The 14,819-nt window shown below is 39.8% G+C and carries 13 protein-coding genes; 6 read left to right on the plus strand and 7 right to left on the minus strand.

What is annotated here, in order from left to right; translation table 11 throughout:
• Positions 1-125: 125 nt before the first annotated feature.
• Together DYI81_RS13325 and DYI81_RS13330 are read right to left on the minus strand one after the other, a co-directional pair.
• Entirely contained in the window at positions 126-1,493 is a 1,368-nt protein-coding gene (locus DYI81_RS13325; RefSeq protein ID WP_117007807.1) for an MATE family efflux transporter, read from the minus strand.
• 124 nt (positions 1,494-1,617) lie between these two features.
• Positions 1,618-2,772: a methionine aminotransferase gene (locus DYI81_RS13330; RefSeq protein ID WP_117007808.1), complete on the minus strand. Its 1,155-nt coding sequence runs from the start codon at positions 2,770-2,772 to the stop codon at positions 1,618-1,620.
• A 200-nt stretch (positions 2,773-2,972) separates the two neighbouring features.
• Between DYI81_RS13330 and DYI81_RS13340 the strand changes: the two genes are divergently transcribed.
• Genes DYI81_RS13340 through DYI81_RS13350 form a run of 3 tightly spaced genes read left to right on the plus strand, consistent with a single transcriptional unit; the run spans position 2,973 to position 9,041 of the window.
• On the plus strand, positions 2,973-6,278 hold the full coding sequence (locus DYI81_RS13340; RefSeq protein WP_117007826.1) for a type VI secretion system Vgr family protein: 3,306 nt from the start codon (positions 2,973-2,975) through the stop codon (positions 6,276-6,278).
• Positions 6,279-6,286: 8 nt separating this feature from the next.
• Positions 6,287-8,308: a peptidoglycan DD-metalloendopeptidase family protein gene (locus DYI81_RS13345; protein WP_117007810.1), complete on the plus strand. Its 2,022-nt coding sequence runs from the start codon at positions 6,287-6,289 to the stop codon at positions 8,306-8,308.
• 25 nt (positions 8,309-8,333) lie between these two features.
• Positions 8,334-9,041, plus strand: coding sequence for a hypothetical protein (locus DYI81_RS13350; RefSeq protein WP_117007811.1), 708 nt, complete (start codon positions 8,334-8,336; stop codon positions 9,039-9,041).
• Positions 9,042-9,107: 66 nt separating this feature from the next.
• On the opposite strand, the gene DYI81_RS13355 is transcribed toward DYI81_RS13350, so the two are convergent.
• Positions 9,108-10,028: a Dyp-type peroxidase gene (locus tag DYI81_RS13355; RefSeq protein ID WP_117007812.1), complete on the minus strand. Its 921-nt coding sequence runs from the start codon at positions 10,026-10,028 to the stop codon at positions 9,108-9,110.
• Between the two features lie 161 nt (positions 10,029-10,189).
• Between DYI81_RS13355 and DYI81_RS13360 the strand changes: the two genes are divergently transcribed.
• Both DYI81_RS13360 and DYI81_RS13365 read left to right on the plus strand, forming a co-directional pair.
• On the plus strand, positions 10,190-10,810 hold the full coding sequence (locus DYI81_RS13360; protein ID WP_117007813.1) for a LysE family transporter: 621 nt from the start codon (positions 10,190-10,192) through the stop codon (positions 10,808-10,810).
• A 94-nt stretch (positions 10,811-10,904) separates the two neighbouring features.
• Positions 10,905-11,159: a hypothetical protein gene (locus DYI81_RS13365; protein ID WP_106985302.1), complete on the plus strand. Its 255-nt coding sequence runs from the start codon at positions 10,905-10,907 to the stop codon at positions 11,157-11,159.
• Between the two features lie 11 nt (positions 11,160-11,170).
• On the opposite strand, the gene DYI81_RS13370 is transcribed toward DYI81_RS13365, so the two are convergent.
• The 4 genes from DYI81_RS13370 to DYI81_RS13385 form a co-directional block, all read right to left on the minus strand.
• The gene (locus DYI81_RS13370; protein ID WP_117007814.1) at positions 11,171-11,683 is read right to left on the minus strand and encodes a DinB family protein; all 513 of its coding nucleotides are present in this window, start codon (positions 11,681-11,683) and stop codon (positions 11,171-11,173) included.
• A gap of 92 nt (positions 11,684-11,775) precedes the next feature.
• Positions 11,776-12,576: a zinc ABC transporter permease subunit ZnuB gene (gene znuB / locus DYI81_RS13375; RefSeq protein ID WP_106985304.1), complete on the minus strand. Its 801-nt coding sequence runs from the start codon at positions 12,574-12,576 to the stop codon at positions 11,776-11,778.
• A gap of 3 nt (positions 12,577-12,579) precedes the next feature.
• On the minus strand, positions 12,580-13,371 hold the full coding sequence (gene znuC, locus DYI81_RS13380; RefSeq protein ID WP_171356365.1) for a zinc ABC transporter ATP-binding protein ZnuC: 792 nt from the start codon (positions 13,369-13,371) through the stop codon (positions 12,580-12,582).
• Entirely contained in the window at positions 13,344-13,841 is a 498-nt protein-coding gene (locus tag DYI81_RS13385) for a transcriptional repressor (RefSeq protein WP_106985306.1), read from the minus strand. Before DYI81_RS13385 ends, znuC begins: the two co-directional genes overlap by 28 nt.
• Before the next feature lie 137 nt (positions 13,842-13,978).
• Between DYI81_RS13385 and DYI81_RS13390 the strand changes: the two genes are divergently transcribed.
• Complete coding sequence (locus tag DYI81_RS13390) at positions 13,979-14,818, plus strand: zinc ABC transporter substrate-binding protein (protein WP_106985307.1); 840 nt, start codon at positions 13,979-13,981, stop codon at positions 14,816-14,818.
• The last annotated feature ends 1 nt before the right edge of the window (position 14,819 follow it).

A 14,819-nucleotide genomic window follows, 5' to 3' on the forward strand; every position in this document is an offset into this window, starting at 1 on the left:
ATAACAAGGAATTTATAGTGTGATAAATACGATAAAATTCAATCCTTATCAAGAATATGCATGAAGCGCTGAACACTGGATTCACAAGTTTTTTAGTCAGAATAAATCCATATAGAGTAGGCGTGTTATACCAGCTTTTGTACCGCTTTCTTTTTCCAGACCAGCTGATAATACAGGCCTTGTAGAATGCAAAGACTCACAAAGGCCAGCGCATAAGCATACCAAATCCCTTTTAAGCCCCACCATTCGCTAAATAAGTAAGCACAAGGCACTTCAATCGCAATAATAGCCACAATATTAATGATCATAGGAACAGTTACCGTACCGCTGGCACGCATGATTGAGGCAAAAATTGCACTGGCACCAAAGAAGATAATCGACCACAGTACAATAAATAGCAGCTCTTGGCCCAATACCACCACCTTTGGATCGGTAATAAACAGCGCCATCAAATATTTAGAGAATAAATAGGCCAGAATCACTAAAGTGCCAGTAAAAAACAAGTTCATCCATAATGCGGTGCGTTTGACTTTATTGAGCAAATTGGCATGCCCAGCACCAATGGCTTGGGCTGCAAATATAGAGGCTGCAATCGAAATAGACAGCGCTGGGAACTGAATATAATTGAGCACCTGATTGACTGCGCCATAAGCGGCTGTGGCATCTGCGCCGTAAAGGTTGACCAAACCAACAATCACCAAGCCTGCGACGGAAGTGGTGACCATTTGAATGCCCGTAGGTATGCCTAAGCGTAAAATAATTTTGCTCAGTTCTGGTTGATAGCGGATATGTCGCAATAAGGATGCGTCTAAACGTAGCGGATGTTGCTTTTTGTTTAAATAAATATATAAAAAAATTAGCGCAATCAAAAAGCCGATAGAGGTTGCAATGGCAGGGGCGATAATTCCCAGTTGAGGAAATCCGAATTTACCTGCAATCAGAATAGGGGTAATGATTAAGCCTGTACCAATGGTCATGCCTGAAGCAATCAGTGGAGTTGTACTGTCGCCAACACCACGCAAAATAGAGCTGTAAATAATATAAATAAACAGCAATGGACTTCCTGCCAGCATCCACTGTACATAGGGAATCGACAGATGCAAAACATCGGGAGCAGTACCGAGTGCAAGTAAAATATACTTCGCGCACAGGACTCCGAATATTGCAATCAACGTTCCACCAGTTAGAGTCATAAACAGCGTAGTGCCCACAATACGTTGGACTTTTTCTAGATTATTTGCCCCCCATGCCTGACCGACCAACACTGTCGCACCAGAAGAAAGACCAATTACAAAAGCCATCAGACAAAACAAAATTGGGAAAAATACCGACACGGCAGCAATGGCATGCACGCCCAGCATTTGCCCAACAAAGACTGTATTCACTGTGCCAGATAGGTTTTGTAAAATATTGGTGGCAATCAGCGGAATTAGGAAAAATAAAAAAGATTTCCATAAGGTCTGTTGGCTGTCGATGGGCCGATGTTGGGACATGTGCAATCCTGTGCTGTATTTTTTTTAAACTACGGATCTAACCTTAACAGGTCTGGATTAAAAAAAGCTTATTGATCAAATAATTTCATTTGTTGTTTTGCAACCAGCAGTATTGGAGCCAAGCTTATACTTGGCTCAGAATCTCGCCTGCTTGGCGGAGTGTTTGATCCTTTTTAGCAAAGCAAAAACGAATCAAACGTAAGTCTTCAGGAGGCTGTTGGTAAAACACGGAAACAGGAATCGCCACAATTTTATGTTGTTCAGCCAAATATTGGCACATTTCGCTGTCATTCAGGTCGGGTCGAATGGCACTGTAATCGAGGTTTTGAAAATAAGTGCCCGCAGCAGGATGCCATTGAAAACGTGAGTTTTGCAGACCCGCATTAAATAAATCGCGTTTGGCCTGATAAAAGCTTGCAAGTTCTGCAATATGTTCAGGATGCGTTTGCATAAAGTTGGCCAATGCCAGTTGTATGGGGGTAACCCCGCAGAAATTGGTAAATTGATAAACCTGACGAAACAAAGCCATTAAGTTCTTGCAGGCAACACAATAGCCAGTTTTCCACCCCGTGACATGAAAAGTCTTACCAAAGGAGCCCACTACAAAACTGCGTTCACGTAATTCTGCAAAAGACAGTGCAGAATAATGCCGTTGCCCATCATAAATCAGGTGCTCGTAGACCTCATCCGACAGCACAATGATCTGTGTATCTTGAATCAAATCTATTAAGGCGAGCCAATCAGACTTTGCCCAAACTGCACCTGTAGGATTATGCGGTGTATTCACAATAATCATGCGAGTTTTGGGGCCAATCGCTTGCCGTACAGCAGACCAATCGACCTCAAAGGTTGGCGCTTTTAGGTTGATGTGAATTGGTATACCACCTGCTAATTTTACACTTGGCGCATAACTGTCATAACTAGGGTCAAAAATAATCACTTCATCGCCCGCATGTACAACAGCTTGAATTGCACTAAAAATGCCTATCGTTGCACCCGGTGTGATGGTGATGTCCGTAATGGGGTCTAAGCTGATTTGATCGCGTTGCTGAAATAAGTTGACCAATTGCTCACGTAGGGCCAAAAGGCCGTCACCTGGTGCATATTGATTAAATCCATCCTGCGTGGCCTGACTTAAAGCATCTAAGAGTGCTGGTGGTGCTGGAAAGTCTGGAAAGCCTTGTGACAGGTTGAGCGCATTTAAGCGTTGTGCCAAAGCACTCATTACACTAAAAATAGTAACGCCCTGCGCAGGGAGTTTGGATTCAATCTGGATCATGCCGATGACATTGATAAATAATGAGATAGCTCAGTTTAGCAGTCTACATCTATGGCTAAAAGCGGAATTAAAGATAATCTTATGCAACGAAAAGTCGTTGAATGACTGCATAAAAATGCGAAGTCATATAAAAATCACTAGACTAAAAAAAGTACATTTCTTAGAATGCGCGCATAAATAAAATGAACTCAAAAATTAAAATGCTAAAAACAATCTATTCCCTCATTGAGAATTTTGGCCTTAGTGTACAAAAGCGAGCGCTCCATATTCATTTTTCGAATGAAACACTCAATAGCCAAGTTTTTATCCAACGTATTGATGGTGAACATCGTATTAACCAAGGCCTTAGTGCGAATTTACTTTGCCTATCTACCAATGCACAAATTCCATTAAAGCAGTTTATTGGTAGTCGTGTCGCAATAGATCAAGTGACAGACTTGGGGCAACTCTACCGAACGACGGGCGTGATTACTGCAGCCAGTCAAGGGCAGAGTGATGGGGCTCTAACGGTCTATCAGTTGACTATAGAAGATGCGACAGCTTTATGGCATAAGCGCCGTAATAGCCGTGTGTTTATGAATAAAAGCGTACGTGACATTACGGAAATTTTGTTTAGTGAATGGCAACAAAAAAGTGCCTTATTTGCATCCAGCCTAAGTTTAAATTTAGATGGTCTTAGTCGTGAATACGCCGTACGACCTTTTAGTATGCAAGCCAATGAAAGCGATTATGCTTTTCTTACACGACTTTGGCGTAGTGAAGGCATTAATTGGCTCATTGATGAAAAAGAGCTGACAGTGCCAGTTTCTGCCAGCCCAATGCAAGCACAGGTCTTACGTTTGATCGACCATAATCAAATTTTTTCAGCTTTAGCACGCCAATCAATTCGCTTTCACCGCAGTCATGCGACAGAGCGTATGGATACGGTGACCAGTTTTGTCGCACAGCGTTATTTACAATCGACAGCCATACAAACACAGCGTTGGCAAGCACAGTCTTTAGCACAAGATCAGAGCCATCCACTCTTGAGTGCGCATGTTTATAGTGAACAACATGACAATGAAACCCTCAGTTTAGAGCAGGCATGGACGTTGAGTTCTGCATGGACTACTGATTTAAATGGTGAAGATCAGGCCACGCAAACAAACTCAGCACAATTAGAACAAACCAACGTACAACTGAATCAATATCAAGCATTAACGGCCAAATATTTTGTTGCGCATAGCAGTGTGCGTGATGCACAGGTGGGATATTGGTTTCGTTTAACCGATCATCCCGAAATTGATCAGCATCAGGGCTCAGATTGTGAGTTTTTAATTTTAGGCAAACAGTTTTATAACCAAAACAACTTACCTAAAGATATCGCAATCCAGCTTGAAAGCTTATTAAGCCGTAGTCGTTGGCAAGCGAAAAATGATGAACGCCAAGCCAATGAACTGTATGTGGTGCGCCGTACGATTGCGGTCGTTCCTGAATATGATCCATTACAACACCGCCCGATGGCTTATCCACAACGTGCAAAAGTGGTTGGACCTGAAGGGGAAAGTATTCATGTTGATGCTTGGGGACGTATTAAAGTCCGTTTCAACTTTACCCGAACGGATGATCATAGTCATGACGGCGGTGCAGGCAGCAATGACAATGATACCGACTCTGCTTGGGTGGATGTATTAACGCCATGGGCGGGCGAGGGTTATGGTGCACGTTTTCACCCACGGATTGGGGAAATCGTGGTAATTGACTTTTTTGAGGGAGATGTCGATCGGCCTTTTGTGGTTGGACGCATCCATGAAGCTGAGCGTCACCAGACCATGTTTGATGTCAAAGGTCAGCTACCAGATACCAAAAAGCTCAGTGGTATACGTTCGCAAGAAGTGGGCGGTAGTGGCTTTAACCAACTGCGCTTTGATGACACAACTGGGCAAATTAGTACGCAGCTACAAAGTAGCCACGCAGCAACACAGCTGAATTTAGGTAATCTGAGTCATCCTAAAGATAAAGAACAAAGCAATGGTCGTGGCGAAGGTTTTGAACTACGCACGGATGCCTTTGGTGCTGTTCGAGCGGGTCGTGGCATGTTGATTAGTACCTATGCGCAGGAAAATGCCATTGCGGACCATTTGGAAGCGGCCAAAGCGCAGACGTTGCTGAGTCAAGGTCAGGAAAGCATGAAAATGCTCAGCAGTATTGCCGTGAAGCAGCAAACAGATGCGTTGAATGTTATAGGTCGTTTGCCAAAACTGATTCAGTCCTTAGAACTTAAAAGTACTTCAGAAGCCTTAATGACAACAGTCGGTTTATTTAAAAATGACTTGGCAGAAGATCCGCTGAATGCTTTAAAAAATTGCAAAGGTTTTATTCAAGATATTGGCGCGATTACTAAAGATGTGAAAGGCACGGTAAAGCAGTTCAAAGCCTATTTTGAAGATGCTGAGGAAGCTTTTGATAACTTGAAGGGCGTGATTGAAAAGCTTGAAGAACATGGTGCCGATCAGCTGAAGGATCGGGTCGCGCAAATTAAAAAACAGCTCAAAGATGATCCACTGAAATCGTTGAAAGAAATTGGCAAAATTGTTGAAGACATCAAAATCAATCCAGATGAAATGATTTTAGGCGGTGGCTTTGGCAAGCCAGAAATTTTTACGCCAACAAAGGCCTTAGCGCATGTGAAAGGCTTTATGGAGAGCTATAGCCAAAATTTAGAAAGTTCTTCAGACCCCAAACAGCAGGAACAGGGCAAGCTGTTTAGGCAAGCTTTAATGTTGTTGGCTTCACCCAACGGCATTGCAATGACTACACCTGAAGATATTGTCATGCAGGCTTCGCAGGATATTGCTGAGAGTGCACAAGGTTCAGTGAATGTGAGTGCACAAAAAAATATTGTGCATCATGCGCAAGATAAAATAAGCCTATTTGCGGCGCAAAAAGGCTTAAGTGCTTATGCGGCTAAGGGCAAAGTCGAGTTGCAGGCACAGGATGATGCGATTGAGGCGATAGCCCGTAAAGTGATTAAGCTTATTTCCACTGAAGATAAAATTGAATTGACCAGTCCGAAAGAGATTGTGCTAACGGCGGGTGGTTCACAGTTGAAGATTAATGGCGATGGCATATTTACTACAACAGGCGGTAAGTTTGAGAGTAAGGCAGGGCAGCATAGTTTTGTTGGGGGCTCCAAAGCAACTTATGAGGTTCCTGAATTACCTAAGGCGGGACCTTATGCAGTTGATTTTTTATTTGCTAGCTTGGCAGGTTCAGGAATTGAAAATGCAAAAATACAAATGTATGCACCTGAAAGTAAAAATATTATTTGGGAAGGAATTACCAGTTCTACTGGGCAAAGTGAAATATCGGTACAAATTGAATCTACGCAATATAACGCATTAATTGGATTTGATGATTGGTCAAGTATTTTTGAAGATGAGGATCAATTTGATGAAGAAAATGAAGATGAGTTTGATGTTGGTGTTCATGGAATTCAAAGTGAACTGAATTATAAAAATAAATAGGTTAATTTATGTCAAATATTTATACGGTTAAAGCTGGTGATACACTTTGGGGAATTTCGAAAAAATTTCAGACAACGGTTAAAGAACTAGCTATGATTAATGCTTTACATGGTCAAAAAATTCATGATATTAGGGTTGGTCAAAAAATACAATTAAATAAGAATTCGAATCAATCTGTTAATTATGAAACTAAATTGAAAATTATTATATTAGATTTAGCATTCAAATCAATTATGAAAGCTACTATTCAACTAGAATTTGATGATAATAAGATTACAAAAACAACAGATAAAGGTTTTTTTGATAATATATATGTTAATGATCATTCAAAAGGGCTTAAGGTTTATTATAAAAATGTAAATGGTTGTTTTGATTTAATTGCAAACCATAAAAAATTGCCGATGGGAAATAAAGTTTTAAAATTAACTTCTCGAAAATTAAAAGTAGAAGGAAGTCATTATGCAAAAGATGGAGTATCTCAACATTCTATAAATGAGATATTAGGTGAGTTAAGGAAGTTGGGGAAACCAGTTGTTAATGGAGTAGGTGAATTTTTAGGTTTACCTAGTATTTTAGATATTAAGTCTGAAAAAAATAAAGTACAAATTCCTGAAGAAAAGAAAGAGCAAATAAGAACAGATAATGGTAATAGTACTCATGTTATTGCCTCTCAATTTACAGAAGATAATTTTTTATTGAAGCCAATCAATAATAAATATAGGCCATATATAATAAGTGCAGCTAAAAGGCATGGATTTACACCACATTCACTAGCGGCAGTAATTGATGCTGAAGCAGCAAAAATTAAAAAAACGGGAGAATGGGATGTAAATAGTAAAGCTAATTCGAGTTCAGCGGCTGGATTAACTCAGTTTTTGGATGGAACTTGGTTATCAATGTGCAAAGATAAGACCTGTTTAGTTGGGCAATACGTATTGGCAAATCCAAAATTATCGAAAGCGCAAAAACTAAATCTACGATTTAATGCTGAAATGGCTATTGATGCAGCTGCAGCATATGCAATTAGTAATTTTAAAGCATCAAAATTGCCTTATCAGAATCTAACAGAACCAAGTTCGATGGCAAAGTTTGCATATTTGTTACACCATGAAGGTTCTACTGGTGGGAAAAAATTTGTTTTAAACACTTTAAGTGAAGAGCGTGCTCATAAATTATTGTACATTCAGTTTGGAAAAAATGGGGTAAAACAAGCAACAGCATTTTTAAATAGATTTAATAATTCGAAAGAAGCTTATAGTTCTTGGTTGTGTAATTATATTGATGGGCACATTAATATATACCAGTATGTTGTTGATAAGAATAAGACATCTGGTGTGAATTTAAGTATGGATGAGACTATAAAACTACTAAAAGGATCGCCTGTAGCAGTTCCTAAGCCACAAAATAGCCAGCAGAAAAAAGTTGAAGCGCCATCAAAAAGTGAGGCGCAGGAAACAACAGCATCACCTACACAGCAAAAGGTTGATCAATCAAATGCCGGAGGTGCAGATGGTTGGCATAATCCCCTAAGCACTTGTAAATTGCGCACTGCAGGTTTGAAGAATGCTCTTGGTGCGACATTTGGTAAAGTTAGAAATAATGGAACAAAGAATCATCAAGGGGTGGATTTACAAGCCAACTCAGGAACTCAGCTTTACGCTGTGTGTGGTGGAACCATTGTATATGCCAAAGATACAGGAGGAGCATATGGAAAAGTTGTTGTTTTAAAAGTAGCAATAAATGATTTGCCTATAAAACAGAAAAAATATGCTTTAAGTCAATTATCAGAAAGCCAATATGTCTACTTTTTTTATGCACATTTATCAGTTATTAGTGTAAATGTAAAAGATCCAGTAGATGCAGGTGAAACAATTGGTAAAACGGGTGATTCTGGAAATGCTAAAGGAATGAATACTATTTCTAAAGGTGGTCATTTACATTTTGAAGCAAGAAGTGAAGCATTACTTGGTATAGGTTTAACAGGAAGAATAGATCCGATACCATTTATTGAAGCAAATTTACCATATTAATATTTAAAATAATTGTAGGTGATTTATGGGAAGTATTAAAATTTTAATTTTAATTCTCGGATTTGGTTTTATTTATACAAATACATACGCAAAAAAAAATGATAGCTGGAGTGATATATCACAGGATTCTATTCAGATGAGATCTCCAGTTGATTTTATAGATTCCTATGGTAGGTATACTGTAATTGGTGTTAATAAAAAAATTAAATTGGTTGATTTTGGAGATATTGAGAAGAACAAAAAAGGATATAATTATACATTGAAAAACTATGGTGTTCAGATCTTAAATGGATCAAATATTTATAATGTGTTTAAAACAACAACTACTTTGAATTCGAGTGTGGATTTTAATTTACTATATCATGATAAGAAAGTTGTTGTTTTTAGAGTTCGAGATAATAGCACTGTTGATTATATAAAAAATCCATTTAAAAGTTTTTTAGTTAATACTTATATTTACAACTTAAATTTAAATAAATTTTCCACTATTCCTGTTTTGAATTCAGAAAGTGATTTAACTGGGAAACAGTTGGATTTACTGCAAGGTGATCAATTAATATTTAACTCTAAAAAAGGAACATATACCTATTTGGCAAATATAAAATATGCTAAAAGTGGGAAATTAGGAGTGTACAAGGTTGAATTAAATGATTCTTTAAAATGCATTGCAGCATCTCAAGGTTGCGATAATATAGGGATTTCTTCAGCTGAAATTGAAACCGTTAATAAATAAAAGAGCATGCAATAAAATTTAAAATTTTGAGGCATAATAAAGCCGACTTTCGTCGGCTTTATTTATTTAACCTTCCAATACTTTTTCTAGCAAATCTTCACTCGGTGCAAAGTAATAAGCGCCATCCATTGGTGTCACAAAGTGAAGTAAGCGGTCATGAATGCCGTCACCACTGGTGCCAAACATACGTACTAGCATGCTGTCGATAATGCTTAAATCATTGGTATACGCGACAAAGAACAAGCCTTGATCCCCACGGCCATCGCCATAAGGCAGTGAATGACGCAAAATCGCCATCTCTTCACCTTCAGCATATTCAACCACCGTACGCGAAACGTGCGAGTTTTCAGGCTGTTCATCTTCATCTAACTCAATAGACTCAAGTTTAGTACGGCCAATCACGTGCTCTTGAGCATCGACTTTAAGCTTTTTCCATTTATCCAAATTATGCGCATACCGTTGTGCAAAAATAAAAGAGCCATTTGCAAATACGCCAGCATCTTCAGCTAGCAATGCTGTTTCAGCACGGTCATCTGGAAATTGCGGATTTTCAGTTCCGTCAATAAAGCCGGTTAAATCACGGCCATCAAAGTTGCGGAAGCACACACGTTCATCCAGTACGTCAACTTTATCTTGAATACCATCAAAGAATGCTTGGCTCAGCGCAAAGCAAATATCTGTACGCTGTGCTGCAATATGGATAAATACATCTGCTGGTGCAGCAGGCATATTAAATGAACCAGCAATTGGATCTAATTGTTTAAAACCTACTGGTGTTTCAGTATAAAGCTTTGCCCAAAGCTCAGGACCAAATGCGACAGCTGTTTTAATTTCTGCTTGAGGATGCTGCGTGATCAGGCGGTCACGTGTATCAAATAAATCGTTTAGTTTTTCTTTTAATTCTTCAATGCTTAAATCATTTAAACGAAGAACGATAAAACGCGCATGATCTGAGGGTAGCGGTAAAATAACAGATTGAGCGGTCATGCATGGCTCCTAAAATTTTGAATTTTTGCATAGCTCATTCTATTGTGCCCTATCAACCGTAGAGTGGGTAGCCTAATCACGTATTTTTATTGCTCGATTATCGGCCCATAAAACTGTAAATATCATATAATTGTTTCACTTTTAAAAACAGTACATCAACAATGTCCTTCCAAATCTGGCTGGCTTTTATGCTGGCATGTTGGGTGATTAGTATTTCTCCTGGCGCGGGTGCAATCGCATCTATGTCGAGCGGTCTAAACTATGGCTTTAAACATGGCTATTGGAATGCGCTGGGCTTGCAAGTTGCGTTATTAGTGCAAATAGGCATTGTGGCTGCAGGGGCAGGGGTACTTTTTGCAACTACACCTTGGGCATTTTTGCTTGTGAAATGGTTTGGTGTTTTATATTTGCTGTATTTGGCTTATCTACAGTGGACTGCACCTACACAGTCTATTGATATTCAAAATGATTTACCCAATAAATCACGCGGTAAATTGGTGTTATACGGTTTCTTTGTCAATATGAGCAATCCTAAAGCGATTGTTTTTTTATTGGCAGTTTTACCTCAATTTATCGATTTAACCCAACCGCAGTGGCCACAATATAGCATTATGGCCATGACCATGATTAGTATCGATTTGATCGTGATGGCTGGCTATACCGGTTTAGCTGCCAAAGTATTAAGACTCTTAAAATCACCCAAGCAACAAAAGTATATGAATCGGACTTTTGCTGTGTTGTTTAGCTGCGCAGCTAGTTTACTCAGCTTGGTACATCAATGATTTATACGCCTATGCTTTAAAGATAAGGTCTTGTTACTGTATAGATTGAGCTGATATATTTGAGGTTTATTGAATAAAATAAGTAGAAAAAACAATGTCTACAGGACTTTGGATCTTAATTTATATTTTACATTGCATCCTGACAAAATGGATTATATCGTGGGGCGGTGCAGCCTATATTCAGGGCTGGAAAACATGGTTTTTCTTTAGCTCCTCTCAATCTGAAGAATGGAGCAAAGACCAAGTGATTATGATGGCATGGTTCTTTTGGATAGGCTTTTCCATCTTATTTTTGATTGGGTTGTTTAATCCAGAATTTCGCTTCTATAAATTAAAAAATAGCCTTTAATACAATCATGCTCATGCGTCATTTTTTGATTCTTCAAGTAGCATATAAATCAAATCTAATTCAGGGCAGCCATATCCCATGCTGGTAAGCGCGGCAGTTATTTGTCCACGGTGATGTGTACTATGATTAAACACATGTTGCAAAGTGGGTGCAAAAGGTAGGCAGATCGAATGTCCGGCTGAGCTTATGTAATTTAATTGACTACTCAGGCGTAAAGGGTCCAACTGGTCTAAAAAATGAAGCCAATTTTCAGCACGCCAGTTGAGTTCATCAATAAGAGGCTGACGTTCTGTATGCACAATATGATGAAGCGCTAGTTGAGTCGAGTAACCATTTTGAAAGCGAGGAAACCATAAATAGTGCTCGCCAACCAATAAATGATTTAATGTTCCCAAAATACTTTTAAAAAATAAGCCACAATCTTTATAAAAGTCATCATCTGATATGTGATTTAAACAGGCATATAAGCGTTGGTTGGCCCAAATGTTATAGCGAGCAAGTAACTGAAAATCAGTAATGTCCATGAGCGGTGAAGTTTGTATTTTGAATAAATAGAGTTATAGCCTTTATATAGGTATAAAAAAACTGCCCGAAAGCAGTTTTTTTAGATTTAAGCTTAGGCGATTTTTTTTATTTTCTGCATCGCAAAAATAAGTGCAAATAATATCGACATGGTCAGCACAATGCTCAGACCTGTTGAGATGTTTAAACCCGCACTCGACCATAAGCCGACAGTCACCCCAACTTGCGCTATTCCAAATGCCCAAATCACCATCTGTTTAGGTGAGTGTGCGAGTAAACGTGCCGTAAGGGCAGGGATCACCAAGAGTGCTCCCATTAATAACGAGCCGACAGCACGTAAGGCCAATACGGTAAATAAAGCCAGTAACAACATAAAAATCAGGCGTTGCCATTTTGCATTAACACCTTCACTGACTGCCATGTCTGGATCAATCGCAATTTGGATTTGTGCTTGCCAATGCTTGAATAACACCACCAAAGCCAAACTAATCACAACTGCAAATACAGGTAAATCTGACCAGCCAATGGTCAGTAGGTCGCCAAATAAATAGCTGAGTAATTCTGGACGTAAGCTCGGCAGGTGTTGAATGAACAAAAGCCCCGAACAAAGTAGTGTCGCAGAACATAGAGCGAGTAGGGCATCATTAGGTAAGCGCGGATCATGCAAAACCCATAAAATTCCGACCAACATCATTGCCAATAAAGCTACACCAACCCAAAGGGGTAAACTTAATGCACCTGCAATGGCAACACCTAATAAAGTGCCATGCGCCATCGTGTCTGCAAAAAAGGACATACGACGCCACAGCATCAAACATCCGAGTGGTGCAGTTAAAAACACCAAAAGCGTGCCCATAATCCATGCGGGTAAAAGCAGTTGTAGCCATTCCATCATGGGTTATGCCTCAGGTTCAGGGTGAATATGTGGGCGCGCATCATGCTGACAAGGCGTTGCTGCATCACCATGGGCGCAGTGATCATGATGATGTTGATAGAACACACGGTTGTTACCAAAGATCGCTTGATATTCAGGATGTTGTTGCACATTCTCAGGGAGACCGCTACAGCAAATATGCTTGTTTAAACATACAACTCGATGTGTTCCTTGCATCACCCATTGTAGGTCATGAGAGACCATTAACACTGCACAGCCATATTTAGCAGGTAAACTCCGTACATAGTCATAGAGTTCTGCTTCGGATTGAATATCTAAGCCTTGCATCGGTTCATCTAAAACCAATACATCAGGACGACGTAAGAGCGCACGTGCGAGTAACACCCGTTGACGTTCACCACCTGAGAGCTGTTGAACTTTGGACTGTTGTAACTTGGCGATGCCTGTATCCCGAATAATCTCTTGCTTGGTGGTAGCGTCACATTTTTCTAAAGCAAGTAGGTCGCAAACACGCAAGGGGAGGCTATGAGAGGGGTTAAATTTTTGGGGTACATAGGAAAATTTTAACTTGGGCTGTGTATGAATCTTGCCTGAGTTCGGTTGAATAATCCCTAAAAGTACTTTAATTAAGGTCGATTTTCCTGCGCCATTGGGACCAATTAAGGTCACAATTTCACCCTGATGCAAGGTGAAATCGACATGTTTTAAAATATCGCGTTCATCAATGCGAACAGAAACTTGATTGAGCTCTGCCAGAATAGCTGGGCTTAATGTTGAAGACGACACTGCTGACAAAGTCCTGAAATTTCAATAATGCTGTGGTGAGCAGTAAATTCGTCCGATGCTGACAATTGCTCTAATTGGTGAAGTAGACCTTGAGCAGATGCTTCTTTAACGACTTTACATTGGGTGCAAATTAAAAAAGCAGCTTGATGTCCTTCACGTGGATGACAGCAGGGGATATAGGCATTAATTGACGTAAGACGGTGAATTAAGCCTTTTTCTAATAAAAAATCTAGGGTGCGATAAACCGTTGGTGGGGCAGCAGGCCGGTCTGATTCACTTTTTATTTTGGCCAATAAATCATAAGCGCCCATTGGTGCAGTCGCATTTAAAATCAGTTCCAACACTTCCTTACGCAAAGGGGTGAGGCGTGCACCAGTAGAAGCACATAATTGTTCAGCTTCAGCCAGACGTTGTGCAACGTTATGGTGGTCATGAACGCCATGTAGTGCATTGTGATGTTCGTGTGAACAAGTGCTCATAGCTACCCTCAAGTGCAAAACTGAAAATTGAAAAAGACATTAAATCTTAACATGAAGCGCATCAACTTACGATCAGGCGTAGGTATTTTTACAATTTTGTTATATTATAACACTTCTGATTTTATGTAGTCTCCCTCATGTCCCGTTTCCTTGCATTTTGTGCGGTTGCACTTTTTAGTTCGATGAGCTGGGCTCAAGGCCTAGTCGTATCAACACACCCAATTTATTTGATTGCAAAGGAAGTCACACAAGGGGTAGAGGAGCCAACCTTATTATTAGAAAACCAAACAGGTCATGATGTCAGCTTAACGCCAGCACACCGTAAAATTGTACAAGATGCAGAATTGGTGCTTTGGTTAGGTAAGGCACATGAAGCGCCCTTAGAAAAACTACTTGCCAATAATGATCGAAGTATTGCGATACTCGATTCAGGCATAGTCACCACTTTTCCGCTACGAAATCCACGTGGACAGGCATTGCCGAATACGGTTGATACGCATGTATGGTTAGAGCCAAATAACGCTGTACGTATCGGCTTTTTTATTGCGGCACTACGTTCACAGCAGAAGCCTGCCAATCGTGAAAAATATTGGGCCAATGCCCGTAATTTTGCACATGAAATGCTTTTGAATGCGCAACGTTTAAACAAAAGTGCTAAGGCTCAACCGTATTGGGCCTATCATGATGCTTATCAATACCTCGAACGTTCACTCAATTTAAAATTTTCGGGTGCAATGACCGATGATCCACATATTGCGCCAACACTTGCACAAATCAAATTTCTAAACGATAGCCGACCACAAAGCAAAATGTGCTTACTAGCGGAAGGCCATGCCAGTAAAAATCAATACCAAAAGCTGGGTGCGACAGTGTTTGAGGCTGTAGATGAAAGCATGGCTGGTCAGAATGATTTCTTGCTCGCCTGGAAGCAACTTGCAGAACAAACACAAAATTGTGTGCTAAATGCACGAAAATGAT

Source organism: Acinetobacter sp. SWAC5 (assembly GCF_003419885.1).
Lineage (GTDB): Bacteria > Pseudomonadota > Gammaproteobacteria > Pseudomonadales > Moraxellaceae > Acinetobacter > Acinetobacter cumulans.

Coding starts and splice junctions, on each gene's coding strand:
- DYI81_RS13325 (WP_117007807.1), bottom strand. CDS start 1,493: ATGTCCCAACATCGGCCCATCGACAGCCAACAGACCTTATGGAAATCT.
- DYI81_RS13330 (WP_117007808.1), bottom strand. CDS start 2,772: ATGATCCAGATTGAATCCAAACTCCCTGCGCAGGGCGTTACTATTTTT.
- DYI81_RS13340 (WP_117007826.1), top strand. CDS start 2,973: ATGCTAAAAACAATCTATTCCCTCATTGAGAATTTTGGCCTTAGTGTA.
- DYI81_RS13345 (WP_117007810.1), top strand. CDS start 6,287: ATGTCAAATATTTATACGGTTAAAGCTGGTGATACACTTTGGGGAATT.
- DYI81_RS13350 (WP_117007811.1), top strand. CDS start 8,334: ATGGGAAGTATTAAAATTTTAATTTTAATTCTCGGATTTGGTTTTATT.
- DYI81_RS13355 (WP_117007812.1), bottom strand. CDS start 10,028: ATGACCGCTCAATCTGTTATTTTACCGCTACCCTCAGATCATGCGCGT.
- DYI81_RS13360 (WP_117007813.1), top strand. CDS start 10,190: ATGTCCTTCCAAATCTGGCTGGCTTTTATGCTGGCATGTTGGGTGATT.
- DYI81_RS13365 (WP_106985302.1), top strand. CDS start 10,905: ATGTCTACAGGACTTTGGATCTTAATTTATATTTTACATTGCATCCTG.
- DYI81_RS13370 (WP_117007814.1), bottom strand. CDS start 11,683: ATGGACATTACTGATTTTCAGTTACTTGCTCGCTATAACATTTGGGCC.
- znuB (WP_106985304.1), bottom strand. CDS start 12,576: ATGATGGAATGGCTACAACTGCTTTTACCCGCATGGATTATGGGCACG.
- DYI81_RS13385 (WP_106985306.1), bottom strand. CDS start 13,841: ATGAGCACTTGTTCACACGAACATCACAATGCACTACATGGCGTTCAT.
- DYI81_RS13390 (WP_106985307.1), top strand. CDS start 13,979: ATGTCCCGTTTCCTTGCATTTTGTGCGGTTGCACTTTTTAGTTCGATG.